Source organism: Streptomyces sp. 3-6 (genome assembly GCF_056323165.1).
Map to the genome: position 1 here is coordinate 42750 of NZ_JBWHZP010000008.1, position 16676 is coordinate 59425.

Sequence of the window (16676 nt, forward strand, 5' to 3'; positions counted from 1 at the left end):
ATGCCTGACAGCGCCTTCCCGGCACGGCCGGCCGCGACCGGCCACCGCAGACGGCGGCCCCCGGTCGACGCGACCACGCTGTACCTCGCCCGTCGCGCCGTGGCACTGCCCCTGGCACTCCTTGCCGCGCTGCTGCTCGCCGCCTTCGCTCTCCGGTCGGGGTCCGTCGTAGGCCCCGGCTGGGTCCTGGCCGGCCTGGTCTGCGGACTGGCGGCGGTCGTCGCGGTGGCGGCACACGGAACGCGCACCGTGGCCAGTGCCGTGCAGTCGGCAGTGGAGGAGTCCCAGTCAGCAGCGCTGACAGCGGTCACAGGGGCAGCGGCAGCCGTTGAGAAGTCGGTGCAGTGGTCGGCGGACGAGCTGTGCCGCGGAAAACGTCCAGCGTTGCCGGACCCGCACACCGCGCAGTCGCCCACTGCGAACGCCGGGATCGACAACGCGCTGAGTGCCCTCCAGGCGCAGGCCATCATGTCGCTGATCCGCGTGCACGACGAGTCCCAGTCCGTGGTCCTCCTGGAAGTGCTTCGCCGCCTGGCCGTGCGCGAGCACGCCCTGGTCAGCAAGGCACTCCAGGCACTGAGCCAGCTGGAGATGCTGACCGACGACCCGGAGCTGCTGGCCAAGATCTTCGAGATCGATCACCTCGTGACGCGGATGCGCCGCCAGGTCGAGAGCACGGCGGTCCTGGGCGGGCAGTCCCTGCGCAGCGTGCGCCGGCCCGTTCCCGTCACGACAGCCCTGCGCGGCGCCGTCTCCGAGGTCGTGCAATATCCGCGGGTGGCCGTCGCGGCCGGATCCGTGGGCGCCGAGCTGGGGTTGCCCGGCCATGTGGGGCCGGACCTGACGCACCTGCTGGCCGAGCTGATCGAGAACGCCTGCGAGTGCTCCGATCCAGCGACGCGGGTGATGGTGCGCGCGCAGCGGGTGCCACACGGGCTGGCCATCGAGGTCGAGGACCGCGCCATCCCCATGCACCCGCAGACGCGGGCGCAGATGAACCATCTGCTCAAAGCCCCGGACGAGGTCGACGTCAGCGGCCAGGTCCGGGCTGGACAGCTCGGCCTGCTGGTCGCCGCGAAGATCGCCCAGTCACACGGGTTGTCCGTCCTCCTGCAGGAGAACGCGACGGGAGGCACCACCGCCCTGGTCGTCATACCGGCACGGCTCCTGGTAGCCATTCCATCGATCGAGGACGCGGGTGCGCCGCAGCCCGAGGAAGCTCGCATGTCCGGGCAGCAGCCGCATCAGGTGACCGCGGCTCCTGCCGCCCCAGGGGTGGGGCAGGTCGCACGCCCCGGCGCCGCTGGGGCATCGACCTCGGCGGGTCATTCGGCCGACGCGCCCGCTCTTCCCACGCGCACGCGTCGGTCGGAACCTTTCCGTCCGCCACAGGAGCGGGAGCAAGCCCCCGTGTCCGCGGCGACGCCCGGGCTGGCAGCCGCCTTCCGCAGCGGCCTCCAGGCCGGCGGCACCGCCAGTCCCCCTCCAGCCTCGACAGAAGACCCCACCCCCTGACCCGCTTCTTCCGCGTTCCCGGCGGCCCAGTACACCCACTGGCCCTTCCCCCTTCTGGAGCGATCCCCATGAGCACCCACCCCGCGATGAACAACGTGACCGACGGCACGCCCGCATCCGCGACGACAAGCGGACAGCGGGACAGCATGGCCTGGCTGCTGCGTCAGTTCGCCTCCGAGACGCCGGGCGTCACGCACGCCGTCCTGCTCTCGCGCGACGGACTGCGGCTGCTGGACAGCGACGTCGACAAGGACTGGGCGGACGAACTGTCGGCCGCCTTCAGCGGGGTCGCCTCCCTCGCGGCGAACATCACCGGCCCCAGCCACAAGAAGAGGCCGGCCCGGCAGGTCATCATCGAGCGAGACGACTGCCTGTTCTTCGTCCAGAGCGCCGGGCGCAGCGCGGCCTTCGACACCCACCCCGGTGCCGAACGCGGTGAGGTGGACACGATCCTCGCTGTCATCGCCACCAGGGACGCCGATGTGGGCACCGTCGGCTTCGAGATGGGGCGCCTGGTCCAGAAGTTCGCCCCGTACATGCTGATCCCCGTCCGCGTTGGCACGGGCGGAGAGGTCCGGTGACCACGTACGGCCGCGCGGCCGAGGAGTCGGCGTTCGTGCGGACCTACGCCGTGACGCGCGGGCGTACCAAGCCGCGGCACCTGCTCGCTCTGGAAACCGTCCTGGAGGCCGGGCAGGGACGGCCGGGCCCGGCACAGGCCGAGGAGTGCGGGGAGATTCTCGCCCTGTGCCGGGAGCGCCGGCGGTCGGTGGTCGAGCTGGCGGGTCGCCTCGGCCGGCCCGTGACCGCCGTCAAAGTGCTCGTCTCCGACCTCCTGGACGCCGGCGCCCTCGTCGTCCCCCTGACCCAGTCCTATGCCGATACCGGCGCAGGGTCCGGTCCGTCTGTCCAACTGCTGGCAGCGGTTTCCGCCGGCTTGAAGAGGAAGTGGCCTGATGCCGTCGCCTATCCCCAGGCCGGATGACCCGTCCACGGTTTCGCCGCACTCGCAGGCCGGTGCGCCGACTGTGCTGAAGATCGTGATTGCCGGCGGTTTCGGCGCGGGCAAGACCACCGCAGTGGGCGCCGTCAGCGAGATCACGCCGCTGAGTACGGAGGAGTACCTGACCGAGGCGAGCGCGGACGTCGACAGCCTGGCTGGCCTGGCGTCCAAGCGGACCACCACGGTCGCCTTCGACTTCGGCCGATTGAGCCTGCCCGATGCGCCCGTGCCGCTGGAACTGTTTCTGTTCGGCACGCCGGGCCAGGACCGGTTCGTCGACCTCTGGTACGACCTCTCCCGCGGCGCCGTCGGCGCGGTCGTCCTGGTCGATACCCGCCGCTTGGAGAGCAGCTTCACGCCCGTCAGCTTCTTCGAGGACATCGGCCTGCCCTTCGTCGTCGCGGTCAACCAGTTCGACGGGGCGCACCGCTACCACCCCGAGCAGGTCCGCGCCGCTCTCGAACTCCCCGCTGCCGTGCCGGTGGTCACCTGCGACGCCCGCGACACGAATCACGTCGCCGGCGTTCTGCTGGCCCTCGTCGACCACGCCGTGAATTGCGCCGCCACCACCAATCGCGCTGGTCACGCCCCTTCTACCACCCTCCAGGACGTCTGATGTCACAGCACCCCCGCGACCCCTACCGCACGCCGCAGACTGCCCCGCCCGCCCGGTCCTTGCCTCGGCGCGACATGCGGGACACCACCCCCGGCCCGTTCACCCCGCCCGGCACCGCCCTCACCAGCCAGCGACCTCAGCAGTCGCTGGAGCTGGCTCAGCGTTACGAGCTACTCAACCGCCTGGGCGTGCCCCCGGTGGCCAACGAGGACTTCGACGAGCTGGCCCGCGACATGGCCACACAGGCCGGGTTCTTGTACGGGTTCGTCAACCTGTTCCTGGAGGAGCAGACTTTCGTCGGGCTGCACCAGCCGCCGGCGGACAGCGGGTTCGTAATCGTCGGCCGCACCATGAGCCGGGACCATGGCTGGTGCCCGGAGGTCATGGCCCGCAGGAAGGCCCTCCCGCTGCACGACGTGCACGCGTCCCCGCGCTTCAGCGGCAACGCGGTGGTCGACGCCGTCGGGATCCGCTCCTACTTCGGCGCTCCGTTGATCCACGACAGCGGCACGGTGCTGGGCACGGTGTGTGTGATCGACCCCGAGAAGCGGCCCCTGTCCGAGGCACGTCGTCTGCGGGACATCGTCATCAACGCCAGTGCACAGGTGATGGACCACATCGCCCGCGCCCCCGTCCGCTAGGCCGTTCCACAACTTCCCACCCGGGAGCCGTAGGCGTTCCCCGGCCGCTCCACGCGTTGCGACCTTCATCCAGGGAGAGGGAGACCATGTCCGCCACACCCACCACGCCTCCACCGGCGCTGCGTCCCTACCTCACCGCCCGCCACGATCTGCTGTGGCAGGAGGCGGACGTCTTCGCGGCCGAGCACGTCGCGCCGCGCGCCGCGCGGATGGAGGCCGCTCCGGGCAGGGTGGAGCGCAAGGTCGCCGACCTGATGGCCGCACAGGGCTGGTTCGCCGTCACCGTCCCGGCGGTCTTCGGCGGGCTGGGCGCCGGACACGTGGCCAGGACCGTCTTGGTCCACCGCATCGCGCGGGTCTCGGCGGCTGCCGCGGCCATCCTGCAGGCCACCTTGATCCCTGTGGGCGCACTGCTGCACTTCGCCACCTACGAGCAGAAGGGCCGCTGGCTTCCCCGGGTCGCGGACGGGTCCATGCTGCTGTCGATCGCCGTGACCGAACCGCTTGCCGGCGGACACATCGGCGGCATCGAGACCACCGCCGAACACATCGGCAACCAATGGGTGATCACCGGCAGCAAGATCCATATCGGCAACAGCGACCTCGCCGGAGCCCACCTCGTCGTCGCCCGCACCGCCGGGCCGGGAGTAAGCACCTCACAGGCGCTGACCGCGTTCATGGTCGAAGCCGACCGCCCCGGACTTTCCGTCTCCGACCACCGTGCCGGGCTCGGTCTGCATGGCTTCTCCGCCGGCCGCCTCGACCTCGATCACGTCCGCGTCCCCGAAGACAACGTGGTCGGGGAGATCGGCCAGGGACTGGCCGTGGCCCAGAGCAGCAGCATCCTCTACGGTCGCCCCAACCTGGCCGCCGTCAGCCTCGGCATCCACGAAGCCGTCGTGGACACCACCACCGCCCGGCTCAAGACCCGCCCCCGCTACCAGGGCGCCCTGTCCGACCTGCCGGTCCTGCGGGACCGCGTCGGCGGCATGGAAGCCCGCCTGCGCGCCGCCCGGATACTCGCCTACCAGGCCGTGCACCTCCTCGACCAGGGCCTGCCCTGCGACGCCGACCTGATCAATTCGAAATACCTCGGCCACCAGTGGGCCGTCCAGTCCGCCCAGGACGCCATGGAACTGCATGGCGCCAACGCCCTCGATGGCGACTACATCGTCCAGCGCCTGTGGCGCGACATCCAGCACACCTACCCACCGGCCGGGACCGGCGAAGTCCAGCGCATACGCCTGGCCGACGCCGCCTTCGCAGAGGACCACATCCAGTGGTCCGAGCGCCTCGCCGCCGAAGCCGCCTGGGCACGACCCGACCCGACCGCCGCATGAGCCCCCGTGCGCGGCACCCCGTGACTCCCCACCGCCGCGCACGGGCCCGTGCCGCCGGCCCCCGTCCCCCGCGGGGACCGGCGGCACCCCTCCCAGTGACCATCCACTCAGCCGAGAGAGACACCGTGACCCCGCCCGTGACGACCAGCGCACCGATCACGCCCCTGACGCCGACCCTGCAGCGCGTCGCCCAGCACCTCGCGAACGGCCTCACGGCCAAGGAGATTGCGGCAGAGACCAGCCTGTCGGCCGTGACCGTCCGCCAGTACCTTCGCGACATCCGTGAGAGCTTGCACTGCCCGCCCCGCTGCAAGCCCCCGGTGATCGTGCACCGCCTGTTCACCACCCAGCAGGTGGCCTCGCCCACGGCGGGCCGGCCAGCGCCATCCCTCACCCCGGAGCAGCGGCTGCTGCTCCGAGCCGTCGCCGAGCACAGCGACCCCCGTGACATCGCCGTCGCCGCCAAGCTCGCCCCCGCCGACCAGCGCGCCGCACTCGACCAACTCCTCGCCGACACGGGCGCGCGGGACACCACCCACCTGGTGATCCTTGCCCACGGCTGGAAGCTGCTGCCGACCGACCCGGCGGCGCGGAGCGGAGCGAGCCAGTGAGAAGGCCCCCCACTCCCCTGGCCAACGAGGAGGCTCCGGCTTCCACCTCGTTCGCAGCGAAGTACCCGGGCGCTGTGTACGCGGTGCGCAGGTTACGTACGGACGCCGAGCGGGCGGAAGCCGCGGCTCTCGTGCAGGACCGGCAGCGCTGGCTCACCCTGAGCGGTCTCCCCGTGCCCGCTCAAGCCGACGTGCCGGCCCTGTTCCGCGACCCGCACACGACGTCGATCGGTCTGTTCGAGGACGGGAAGCTGCTCGCCTGCATGGTTCCCGCGCGCGACCCCGGACTCAGCTGGGGCGAAGGCCCCTGCCTCCGCCTGGGCCACGTCCACACCCTGCCCGAGCAGCCCGACGACATCACCCGGCTGATCACCCTGTGGGCCTCCGACTTCGCCGCCCGGCAGAGCTTCCCGCTCGTACGGGCCGAAATCCTGGCAGGCCACACCCTGCAAGCCGAACCCATCGCCGCCCTGCTGCGTCGGCTCACGGACATGGGCTGGGACGTGCGGGGTTCCGGTCCGGGACGGGAGGGGGACCGGGTCGCCCGCCTCGAACTGGCCGCCGAGCACCGCCCCCGACTCAGCACACTAATCAGCTGCCAAACCCAAGCTCCCCATCTTGCCGCGGAAGAAGGGAGCAGCACGTGACAACCGAAAAGCCGCAGCGGCCCGACATCGCCCGCGAGCTGATCGCCCGCGCCACGGAATCGGCAGCGCACCGGGCCACACGCGTGCGCACCCAGCTCGATGGCGTCCAACTCGGCCGTGGTCGGCACACCGACTACGCCAACGCCAAGTTTCTGCACCGCGTCCTGGGCGAATACGAGTGGCCCGGCCACCGCCTCGTCGGCCCTGCTGCTGCCCGAGCCGCCTGGAGCATCGCCCTGCACAGCGACCACGATCTCGTCGTCCAGCGCGCCGCCACCATCCTGCTCGGGCGTGCGGTCGAGGCCGGTGACGCGCTCGTCCACCACTGGGCACACCTGCACGACCGCACCCTCATCAACACCGGCCAGGACCAGGAGTACGGCACCCAGCTCCTGCTGAGCTCCGACCGCATCGAGCTGTGCCCACTGCGCGCGCCGGGATCCGTCGACAAACGAAGGGCCACGGTCGGTCTGCTGCCGATCGCTGTCGCACTGGAGACGGTGCGTAGCCGGTACATGCCTAACGGCTCTACCGATGAAGTCCCGAGCGTCGTCCTCGCGGAGGCCGCGTGAACAAGCGGAACACCGCGGTCCCCACCATTCGGCCTTCATGCCGCACATCCGCTATGCGAAAGGGTTGTTGATCGATGAAGCTCCCTACCGCCGTCCTCGCTGCCGGTGTTGCCCTGTCCCTCACGACCGCCGTGGTCGGAGCCGCCCGGCTCAGGCAGAACGCACGGCACCAGGCCGAGCGGCACGAGGCGCTCCTCGCGGGCAACCAGCTCGACTGGCTGAACCGGGTGTCCACCAACGCCGACCTCGCCGAGCTGTGGAAGCCCGAGGACATGAAGGCCGAGGAGTACATGCAGCTCATGTCGGCCAACCGACTCATCTGCGCCCTCGGCCTCCGACACTGCCTCGGCCGCGTCCGCGACGGACAGCTGCCGTTCTACGCAGAGATGGTCATGAGCAGTGACGTCTGCCGGCGCTACTGGCAGCGCTTCGGCGACCTCCGCGCTCAGGAGGCCGAGGGCGACAAGCGGGCCGAGCACTTCACCCGGGTGCTGGACCAGGCCGCGAAGAACCATCCTCAAGCGCAGCCCGCGGCAGCCTGACGGCGTATCTCGGTTCACCTTTCGGACTTCCGTGTCCCGTCCCCAACTCCTCTTCCGGACAGCGGTTCTCGTGTCTGAAGAGGTGGCCGGCGAGGACCCGACTGGCGCAGGCCACACAGCTGCTGCCCACCGGGGTCGGCCGTACCGCAACACACCGAATGGAAGTGTTCCACCGGACCAATCAGGAGGATTCCCGTGACTCCCAGGGTGACCGACCAGGGCATGAGGACCGCCTCGGCCTCTGCCGCGCAGGACCCGTTCGACCTCGACATCAGCGTCATCGAATCGGGTGGCACGGTCGGGGCGAGTATCGCCTCCGACGGCGGCTGCGGCTCAACCTGCGGTGGCAACGCCTGTATCTCCAGCGGCTCCTGACCGCACCAGACCACCGGCACGACGCCCATGTCCTGTCGGCGCCGCCCACGCGGCACGTCCCTCGCGGCTCGATCGGAGCCGCGCACGACAACGGAGGAATCACCACATGCAGAACGACGAATTCGACCTCGACATCAGCGTCCTGGAGTCCGACGACGGCTCCGCCACGCTGATCAACCTCACCGACGACGGCTGCGGCAGCACCTGCTCCAGCCCGTGCGCCACCAACGTGGCCTGATCATCTTCCGCCGCACGACGAGTAGGGAGAAACCCGCATGAACGCGAACACGATCAAGGGCCAGGCACAGTCCCCGGCCGCCACGGCGGGCGGTGACGCGTTCGACCTGGACATCAGCGTCCTGGAGTCCGGCGACGGCTCCGCCACGGTGATCAACCTGACGGACGACGGCTGCAAGCCGAGCTGCCAGGGGTCCTGCGCCACCAACGTGGCCTGACCTCGGCGCGTTGATCTGCCAGCCCAACACACCACAACCAGGGAGGGTGCATGGGTTCCCGAAAGGACGGCCCGCTGTACCGGTGCGCGGATACTGCGCTGGTGCGCGCCGCCCGTTCCTCGAGGCTGCGGCTTCCCGCGTGGCCGGACCTCACCGACGACACCCCGGACTGCGAGGTGCGGTGGCAGACGTGGCTGCGCGACGTCTGGTCGCTGTCCGAGGCCGCCGACTCCATCGAGCAGGCCAGCCCTCTGCTCGCGCAGCAGGTTCAGACCCTGTGCTCGGTGGCCAGTCCCGAGACCCGTCAGTTGCGCCGCGCAGTGGTGTCGGTCATGCGGTACCTGCTGCGTATGACGGGCCGGGCGACCCCGAACGGTCTGTTCGCCGGTATCGCCTCCGCCTCGTTCGGGGAACGACCGGGATGGTCCTGGGGTGAGTGGCATCGACCCGTCATCCGTGCCGACGGCGACTGGATCGCGGACCTGGTCGCCCGTCTGGAAGCAGATCCTGAACTCCTGCGGCACCTGCATGTGATGGCCAACAACACCATCTTCGTACGGGGCGATCGGCTGATCGTGCCCTACCCGCCCCGTTCATGCCGTACCGACGGCAGCCCAGCGGCCGAAGTGTCCCTCCGGTACACCAGCGCCGTACGTATCGCCGTTGATGCCACCGTTTCGCCCGTCCCCGTCCATGCGGTGGTCGCACTGATGAGGAGCGAGTTCCCCGACGTTCCCGCGGACCGGGTGGAAGGGCTCGTCAGCAGCCTCGTCGAACGCGGTGTGCTCATCAGCAGCCTGCACGCGCCCTCTGCCACCCTCGACGCCCTGGACCACCTGGTCGAGCAGGCCGAAGCAGCCGCCGCCTCATCAGCCACGGACCTCGTGGCCGACCTGCGGACGGTCCGCGACGCCATCGCCCGGCACAACCAGGTACTGGCCCCGGCGGACGGCCGGCGCCTGCGTACCGCCTTACGTCGGAAAATGACCGCTTTGAGTAGCGTCAAGGCTCAGCCGTTCACGCTGGACCTTCGCATGGACTGCTCCCTCACTCTGCCCCCACAGGTTGCCCGCGAGGCGGAGCAGGCCGCCACAGTGCTGGCCCGGCTGAGCGCGTACCCCTTCGGCACTCCGGCATGGAAGGACTTCCACAACCGATTCTTCGAGCGGTACGGCATCAACTCACTGGTCCCGGTCCGGGACCTGGTGGACCCCGATGTCGGCCTCGGGTTCCCGGTCGGATACCGCGATGCGCAACCTGAACAGGGTGAGGCCCTGACCGCCCGTGAACAGCGGCTGCTCTCCCTCGCCCAAGCGGCCGTCCTCGACGGCCGCGACGAGATCCGCCTGGACGAGGACTTGATCCGCACGTTGGCGGTCGGAGATCGCAACGCCCCGCAGGTACCGGCCCACACGGAGCTGCGCTTTCGAATCCGTGCCGCTTCGCAAGAGGCCCTGGAGAGTGGAGACTTCGTTCTCCACGGCATCGCCCCGTCCCGCGGGATCGGCACCACGATCGGCCGCAGCCTGGGGCTGTTCGCATCAGACGATCAGGCCCGCGTGGCCGTCATGCTGGAAGAGCTGCCGGTCAACACGCCCGGCGCGGTGCCCACGCAGGTCTCCTTCACCCCACTCGACCGGGGCGACACCAACGTCACCCGCGTTACAGAACGCCTGCCGGCCGTCATCAGCCTGGCGGAGCACCGTCCGGTCGACGCGCGCACCATCCCGCTCGACGACCTCGCCGTGGGCTGCGACCGCCGCAGGCTCTACCTCGTCTCCCTCTCCCGCGCCTGCCTGCTGGACCCCATGACGCTGCACGCGCTGGACCTGCGCGGCCACACGCCGCCGCTCGCACGCTTCCTCACCGAGATCAGCCGGGCCCAGACCGCCGTCCTGACCGTCTTCCCCTGGGCGTCCGCTACCGCACTGCCGTACCTGCCGCGGGTGCGCTACGGCCGCGCGATCCTCTCTCCGGCGAGGTGGCGACTGAACCGGTCGGAGCTGCCCGACCGCCGCGCCTTCTGGGGGGAGTGGCACAAGGCGGCCGACGAGTGGCGCGCACGCCGCCGAGTTCCGGACGAAGTCGAGCTGGCCGAGGGCGACCAGCTTCTGCCGCTGGACCTCTCCGAGCGCGCGCACCTCGCGCTGCTGCGCGCCCACCTGGACACTCATGAATCGGTGATCTTGACGGAAGCGGAATCCGAGGAAGGCTGGTTCGACGGACGGTCCCACGAGATCATCGCCCCGATGACGGCCGTCCGCCCGCCGCAGTGGCCGGCCGTCCCTCCCGTCACCGCGGACCAGCTCGTCACCCGCGACCACGGTCACCTTCCGGGCGCCGCCTCCTGGCTGCTGGTCAAGCTGTACGGGCACGTCGAACGGCAGCCCGAGATCCTTGCCGACCACCTGCCCGCGCTGCTCGGCCAGTGGAACGAGCCGCCGACCTGGTGGTACATGCGCTACCGCGATCCCCGCTGGCACCTGCGCCTGCGCATCGCGGTCCCCAGCGAGCAGGACTTCGCCCTCACCGCACAACGCGTGAGCGCCTGGGCGAGCGGACTGCGCCGTGCCGGGCTCCTCACCGACATGCAGTTCGCGACCTCCTACCCGGAGACCGGCCGGTGGGGCCCCGGGCCGCTGATGAGCCTGGCCGAGGACGTCTTCGCCGCTGACTCCCGAGCCCTGGCCGTCCAGTTCGCCCAAAGCTCCCGTCCGCACCAACAGGTCCTCGCCGCAGCGAACTTCGTCTCCGTCGCCGCCGCCTTCACCGGCAGCACCGCAGCTGGCATGAACTGGCTGATCGCCCACGGCCGGATCACTGACCCGCGCCCTATGGACCGGACCGTGCGCGGTCAGGCGTTGCGCCTAGCCGACCCGGCCGACGGCTGGGCGGCCCTGCGCGCGGCTCCCGGCGGCGACGCCATCGCCAGCGCCTGGAGCGAGCGCGACGCGGCCCTGGCCCGCTACCGGCAGAAGCTGGACGCGTTCGGTGGCATCGACCCGGACGTCGTTCTCGACTCGCTGCTGCACGCCCACCACATCCGCGCCGCCGGCATCGACAAGGACGACGAGCGGATGTGCGTACGGCTGGCCCACGCCGCCGCCATGGCCTGGACTCACCGAGGAGATCACCATGAACCTGCGTGAAAGCGCGCGGGCAGCCGCCGACACGATCGCCGAGCGGCTTGCCTCGCCGCAGGATGTACGGGGGCTGCATCACCGCCAGGGCTGGTGGCCGCAGTCGCTCGCGCACGGCGCGGCCGGCGTCGCGCTGCTGCACATCGAGCGGGCCCGCACCGAGCTGGGTCCGTGGCAGCGCGCCCACGACTGGCTCGCCTGCGCCGCAGCCGAACCCGCTGTCGGCGGCCCGGACAGCCACCTCTACTACGGGGCGCCCGCGCTCGCCTTCGCCCTGCACGCCGCCGCCGACCGCCCCGGACGCTACGCCCGCGCCCTGGACACCCTCGACCGGTACGTCACGAAGGCGATCCGGGACCGGCTCGCGGACGCCCACGCACGCATGGACCGCGGCGAGATGCCCGCGCTGGCGGAGTTCGACGCGATCCGCGGCCTGAGCGGGCTGGGCGGGCTCCTGCTGCACCGCGACGTCCATACCGACGTCGTCCGCGAGATCCTGACCTACCTGGTCCGCCTGACCGAGCCGGTCAAGCAGGACGGGGAAGTTCTGCCCGGCTGGTGGAGCTCCCTAGCTCCCTCCGGCACGATCTCCCCGGAGTATCCGGAAGGGCACGCCAATAACGGCGTCGCCCACGGCATCGGCGGCCCCCTCGCTGTGCTCTCCCTCGCAGCCCGCCGCAGCGTCACCGTCGAGGGCCACCTCGACGCGATCACCCGCATACTGGCCTGGCTCGACCACTGGCAGCAGGACGGCCCCGCCGGCCCGTGGTGGCCGTACTGGATCACCCGTGAGCAACTACGCTCCGGCACGACCGGCCCCGGACCATCCCGGCCGTCCTGGTGCTACGGCACCGCAGGATTCGCCCGCGCCCAGCAGCTCGCCGCCCTCGCCCTCAAGGACCCGGCGCGCCAACATGCCGCCGAATTCGCCCTCCTGCGCGCCATGACCGACCCCGGCCAACTCGACGCGACCGTGGACGTCTCCCTGTGCCACGGCTTCGCCGGCCTGGCGCACATCACACAACTCGCTGCCACCGACGCCCGCACTCCCGGCCTCACCGAATGCCTGCCCCGGCTCCTAGCACCAATCACCGACACCCCGCCCGGCGCCCTGGCGGACTCCCTGATCAACCCTCCCGGCGGCGGCGACATCGGACTCCTCGAAGGCGCCGCCGGCACCGCCCTCGCCCTGCACTCCTTCCACACCGGAACGCCGTCCGCGTCCGGGTGGGACACCTGCTTCCTGATCAACTAGCCGACGAGAAGAGGAAACATGGCAGCGGACGAATGGCCGCAACGCCTCATCCGGTTCACCGACTGGAGCCGCGCGGAGGCCACCGCCGTGGAGCATCTGCTCCCAGTGCTGATCGCCCAGGAGTCGGAACTGGCCCAGTGGTCATTCCTGCGAAAGTTCCCCTGGTGGCGGTTGCGATACCGGGCCGCGGGCCCGGACACGGCGAAGGCCCTGGACGCTGCCCTGGACGAGCTGGTCGACGCCGGCGTCCTCGCTTCCTGGACGCGAGGCATCTACGAGCCGGAAGAGACAGCCTTCGGCGGCCCCGCCGCGATGAAGATCGCCCACACCCTGTTCCACTACGACAGCCGTCACCTGCTGGAGGAGGCGGCCCGCCAGCAGTCAGTCACCGGTCCCCAGCTCGGCCGCCGCGAGCTGGCGGTGCTCCTGCTCAGCGTGGCGATGCGCGCGGCGGGCCTCGACTGGTACGAGCAGGGCGACGTCTGGGCGAAGATCGCGGCCGAGCGCCCCGGCGACGAGGTCTGCAGTCCGCAACGGCACCGGGCCGCTGTCCACCGGTTGATGACCGTCGACGTCAGCACCACCAGCCGCAGCGTCACCCAGGGCCGACTCGCGCCGCTGGCCGAGTGGATAGCCACGTTCGAGTGGTTCGGCCAGCAGCTCGCAGACCTCAACCGTCAGGGCCGCCTGGAACGAGGGTTGCGGGCCGTGATCGCCCACCACGGCATCTTCCACTTCAACCGCCTGGGCCTTGCCGCCCAGGACCAGCACACCTTGTCAACACTCGCGAAAGAGGTAGTCATGGGAACGAACGACAACACCGCGTCCACCCGAACCGAGGGGCCGCCGAGCACTACGGTCAACGGGGTGACCAGTGACACCATCGAAGCCCCCTCCGCCGACCGTCTGCGCGCCCAGCTGATCGACCACCTGGTCGAAACCGGGTGCGTGCGCACGCCCCGTGTGGAGGAGGCCATGCGGACCGTACCCCGCCACCTCTTCGTCCCCAACGCCCCCCTGGAAAAGGCGTACGGCAACACACCCGTGGACACGAAGTTCGACGGATCCGGCCGCTCCATCAGCTGCGCCTCCCAGCCCGACATCGTCGCCATGATGCTGGAACAACTCGACGTCCAGCCCGGCCAGAAGATCCTGGAGCTGGGGGCCGGCACCGGCTTCAACGCCGGACTCCTCGGCTACCTCGTCGGCGAGACGGGACACGTCACCACGATCGACGTGGACGAGGACATCGTGGACGGAGCGCGCGGCGGACTGGCCGCCGCCGGCATCCACAACGTCGAAGTGATCCTCGGAGACGGAGCCGTCGGCCACTCCCCCAACGCGCCGTACGACCGGATCGAAGCCACCGTCGGCGCCCACGGCGTTCCGCACGCCTGGCTCGACCAGCTCGCCCCCGGCGGACGACTCCTCACGCCACTACGCCTGCGCGGCAGCGTCTCCCGCTCGATCGCCTTCGAGAACCAGGACGGAGCCTGGCGCAGCGTCGGCAGCCAGATGAACACGTTCATGCCGCTGCGCCGGGGCATCGCCGACGACCCGCGCGTCTTCGTTCCCCTGGACCCCGACCACACCGTCACGCTCGTCACCAACGGAGACCAGAAGGTCGACGCGGACGCCCTGCGCGACATCTTCCGCCAGCCGCGCGCCGAGGCGTGGACGGACGTCACCTTCCGGGGCCCGGAATCGGCGGAGTACCTGGAGCTGTGGCTCGCCTGCGCCATGCCGAACGGCCTGAGCCGGATGCCCGCCAACGACGAGGCCATCGAGAAGGGACTGGTCACCGCGCCCTACCCGTCCTCGACCGCGGTCTTCGAGGACGGCACCCTCACCTACCTCACCCGGCGCCCCTACGCGAAGAAGGCCCCCGACGGCGCCACCCTTTACGAATTCGGCGTCATCGGCCACGGCCCCGACGCCAAAGCCCTCGCCTCGGACGTCGCCGACCAGATCCGCACCTGGAACCAGGGCTTCCGGGCGCTCGACGTCGGGTTCGAAATCCAACCACTCGACGCGACCCCGCTCGCCCCGAAGCCCGGCCGCTTCACCTTCGACAACCCGCTGAACCGCATCGTCATCGAATGGCAGTGACATGGACGTCAGCCAGATAGCGAAGCGGTTCCCGCTCGTTGCACGGCCACGTCCAGCGTGCCCGCCCCTCGCTGAACGCATCCGCGAAATCACCGACCTCGCTGCCGCCGCCGAGCGCGACGACAACGTGACCTCCGCAACCGTCGCCCTGAACAAGGCGGCACTGATCGCAAGCGACTGCGGTATGCCGGACCTGGCACGCTCTCTGTGCTGGCGCCACGCCGAGGCCGTCCTGCGCGCCCAGCCCCTGGGCGCGCAGGAAGCCCGGCACGCCCTGGAACCCCTGGTCAACCTGGCCCGACTACGCATCCGCGACGGCGACGGGACTGGCGCGTATCACCTGCTCGATTCCCTGAACCGAGCAGTCAGATCGAAGACGGAAGCGGTCATCGACGACCGCGCCACGTCCTTCCAGCGCCTCACGAAGTCGGCTTCCGACCATCAACAGGTATGCCAATGGCTGTGGGCCGTACTCCTCGGCGACGGAACCCGTGCCCTCGTCGCAGCAGGCGAATGGGACTACGCCCGGGCGCACAGTAGGCAACACCGGGGCGTGGGACAGCGCCTCTTCGACGGGCGCCAAGTCGAGGTGCTCGTCCGCTGCCTCGGCGAGCAGCCCAGCGATGCGTTGAAGTTCCTACATGAGAGCACCCTGGTGGAGCCATGGGAGCACGCCGTCGCGGCAGCCCTTGCCGTCCTCTGCCACAGGGCAGCCGACGAGCAGCCAGTCGAGCCGATCAACAAGATGGTGCAGCACTACCTGGCTCTCGACTCGGCCCCCGACCTTGCCGTCTTCCGCTCTCGTGTAGGACTAGTTGTGCTCGACCTCTCCCCAGAGTCCCGACAAGCCGAATTGATGCGCCGCCTCACCAGCGAAGCGACGACGCATCCCGACGGGTACGTCGCACGAGACGTCCTGGCCCACTCTGTGTGCCGCGAAGGGCTGAGCCAGGACGAGCGCAGAACGCTCTCCACTGCAGTCGCCTCCGCCGGCCTCGGACGGGGCAGCATCCCCGACCCTCTGGATCAGGCCATACGGGACGCTTCAACAGTCGCAGCGGATGTCTGGCAAAGCCACGCTAGCTGCCGAGCTAACGCCTGGCCCGCATGACCGGCACCCCGAGCGGCGCACCCCGTCGTATGTCCACTGCAACCGCGGTTGGTCGTGCGAACACGACGCGAATCAATAGGAGTTCTCGTGAACGAGGTGCGGCCCAGCGAGCAGATGCGCAACCTCGGCGTAGTCCAGGAAGGCGCCTCCGTCCTTGCCGAGCCAGCACGCCCCTTCTCACTCCCTGCCGAACGTGAGGCCGCTGAACAAGCCGTGGAGAGCCTGTTCACCTCCATGGAGCGCATCGCAGGCGTCCACACGTTCGCCAAGGGCATGGGCATTGCAGCCCCACAGATCGGCATCGGCCGGGCCGCGGCCGTCGTCCAGCCCGCCGAGCCAGGAGGGGGCGCAATCGTACTGCTCAACCCCCAGGTCATCGCCGCCTCGCAGGAGACCGACGACCAGTACGAGGGATGCCTGAGCTTCTTCGACGTACGCGGCCTCGTCCCTCGCCCCCTCCGGATCACGGTCGAGACCACGACACTCGACGGGACGACCGTGACCACTGACTACGAACGCGGCCTCGCCCGTCTGGTCCAACACGAGATCGACCACCTCGACGGCCACCTGTACACCGCCCGGATGCGCCCCGGAGTGCAGCCCATCTCCGTGACCGAGTACCGGCAGACCGGACGGGCCTGGTCCTACGAGCACTGAAACCCGATCCTGCCGGCCCGCGAGCTCGGGGATGCAGGGGCCCGAAAGCCGGGTGAGATACCTGGGAGCCGTAGCGGTCGCTCTCAA

18 protein-coding genes are annotated in these 16676 nt (G+C 70.2%); all 18 read left to right on the forward strand.

Features of this window, described 5'->3' with window-relative positions; translation table 11 throughout:
- The 18 genes from AC02VZ_RS12905 to AC02VZ_RS12990 all read left to right on the forward strand — a co-directional run bounded on the left by AC02VZ_RS12905 (position 1) and on the right by AC02VZ_RS12990 (position 16589).
- Complete coding sequence (locus AC02VZ_RS12905; RefSeq protein WP_432058175.1) at positions 1-1515, forward strand: sensor histidine kinase; 1515 nt, start codon at positions 1-3, stop codon at positions 1513-1515.
- Between the two features lie 68 nt (positions 1516-1583).
- Positions 1584-2096: a roadblock/LC7 domain-containing protein gene (locus AC02VZ_RS12910; protein ID WP_193458529.1), complete on the forward strand. Its 513-nt coding sequence runs from the start codon at positions 1584-1586 to the stop codon at positions 2094-2096.
- Positions 2093-2500, forward strand: coding sequence for a DUF742 domain-containing protein (locus AC02VZ_RS12915; RefSeq protein ID WP_127433429.1), 408 nt, complete (start codon positions 2093-2095; stop codon positions 2498-2500). Before AC02VZ_RS12910 ends, AC02VZ_RS12915 begins: the two co-directional genes overlap by 4 nt.
- Positions 2501-2543: 43 nt before the next feature.
- A complete protein-coding gene (locus tag AC02VZ_RS12920) occupies positions 2544-3134 on the forward strand; it encodes a GTP-binding protein (RefSeq protein ID WP_266073667.1) in 591 nt (196 codons plus the stop codon).
- Positions 3134-3775 carry a GAF domain-containing protein gene (locus tag AC02VZ_RS12925; protein ID WP_109296526.1) on the forward strand — a complete coding sequence of 214 codons (642 nt, stop codon included), beginning with the start codon at positions 3134-3136 and terminating at the stop codon, positions 3773-3775. Before AC02VZ_RS12920 ends, AC02VZ_RS12925 begins: the two co-directional genes overlap by 1 nt.
- 86 nt (positions 3776-3861) lie before the next feature.
- Positions 3862-5115 (forward strand): acyl-CoA dehydrogenase family protein, encoded by a 1254-nt coding sequence (locus tag AC02VZ_RS12930; protein ID WP_432058176.1) that lies wholly within the window; start codon positions 3862-3864, stop codon positions 5113-5115.
- Positions 5116-5252: 137 nt separating this feature from the next.
- The gene (locus AC02VZ_RS12935; RefSeq protein WP_266073669.1) at positions 5253-5726 is read left to right on the forward strand and encodes a LuxR C-terminal-related transcriptional regulator; all 474 of its coding nucleotides are present in this window, start codon (positions 5253-5255) and stop codon (positions 5724-5726) included.
- Entirely contained in the window at positions 5723-6373 is a 651-nt protein-coding gene (locus tag AC02VZ_RS12940) for a hypothetical protein (protein ID WP_476475413.1), read from the forward strand. Before AC02VZ_RS12935 ends, AC02VZ_RS12940 begins: the two co-directional genes overlap by 4 nt.
- Entirely contained in the window at positions 6370-6945 is a 576-nt protein-coding gene (locus AC02VZ_RS12945; RefSeq protein ID WP_381310096.1) for a DUF6624 domain-containing protein, read from the forward strand. Before AC02VZ_RS12940 ends, AC02VZ_RS12945 begins: the two co-directional genes overlap by 4 nt.
- Positions 6946-7019: 74 nt before the next feature.
- Complete coding sequence (locus AC02VZ_RS12950) at positions 7020-7487, forward strand: DUF6082 family protein (RefSeq protein WP_432054701.1); 468 nt, start codon at positions 7020-7022, stop codon at positions 7485-7487.
- Between the two features lie 195 nt (positions 7488-7682).
- A complete protein-coding gene (locus tag AC02VZ_RS12955) occupies positions 7683-7862 on the forward strand; it encodes an FxLD family lanthipeptide (RefSeq protein WP_007491159.1) in 180 nt (59 codons plus the stop codon).
- Positions 7863-7968: 106 nt separating this feature from the next.
- Positions 7969-8100 carry an FxLD family lanthipeptide gene (locus AC02VZ_RS12960; protein WP_011031314.1) on the forward strand — a complete coding sequence of 44 codons (132 nt, stop codon included), beginning with the start codon at positions 7969-7971 and terminating at the stop codon, positions 8098-8100.
- Between the two features lie 37 nt (positions 8101-8137).
- Positions 8138-8317 (forward strand): FxLD family lanthipeptide, encoded by a 180-nt coding sequence (locus AC02VZ_RS12965; protein WP_054100455.1) that lies wholly within the window; start codon positions 8138-8140, stop codon positions 8315-8317.
- A gap of 50 nt (positions 8318-8367) precedes the next feature.
- Entirely contained in the window at positions 8368-11466 is a 3099-nt protein-coding gene (locus tag AC02VZ_RS12970; RefSeq protein ID WP_432054700.1) for a lantibiotic dehydratase, read from the forward strand.
- On the forward strand, positions 11453-12712 hold the full coding sequence (locus tag AC02VZ_RS12975) for a lanthionine synthetase C family protein (RefSeq protein ID WP_358897007.1): 1260 nt from the start codon (positions 11453-11455) through the stop codon (positions 12710-12712). Before AC02VZ_RS12970 ends, AC02VZ_RS12975 begins: the two co-directional genes overlap by 14 nt.
- Positions 12713-12730: 18 nt before the next feature.
- A complete protein-coding gene (gene fxlM, locus AC02VZ_RS12980; protein ID WP_381311649.1) occupies positions 12731-14821 on the forward strand; it encodes a methyltransferase, FxLD system in 2091 nt (696 codons plus the stop codon).
- Between the two features lies 1 nt (position 14822).
- On the forward strand, positions 14823-15932 hold the full coding sequence (locus AC02VZ_RS12985) for a hypothetical protein (protein WP_432054699.1): 1110 nt from the start codon (positions 14823-14825) through the stop codon (positions 15930-15932).
- A gap of 87 nt (positions 15933-16019) precedes the next feature.
- On the forward strand, positions 16020-16589 hold the full coding sequence (locus AC02VZ_RS12990) for a peptide deformylase (protein WP_358897001.1): 570 nt from the start codon (positions 16020-16022) through the stop codon (positions 16587-16589).
- Positions 16590-16676 lie beyond the last annotated feature (87 nt).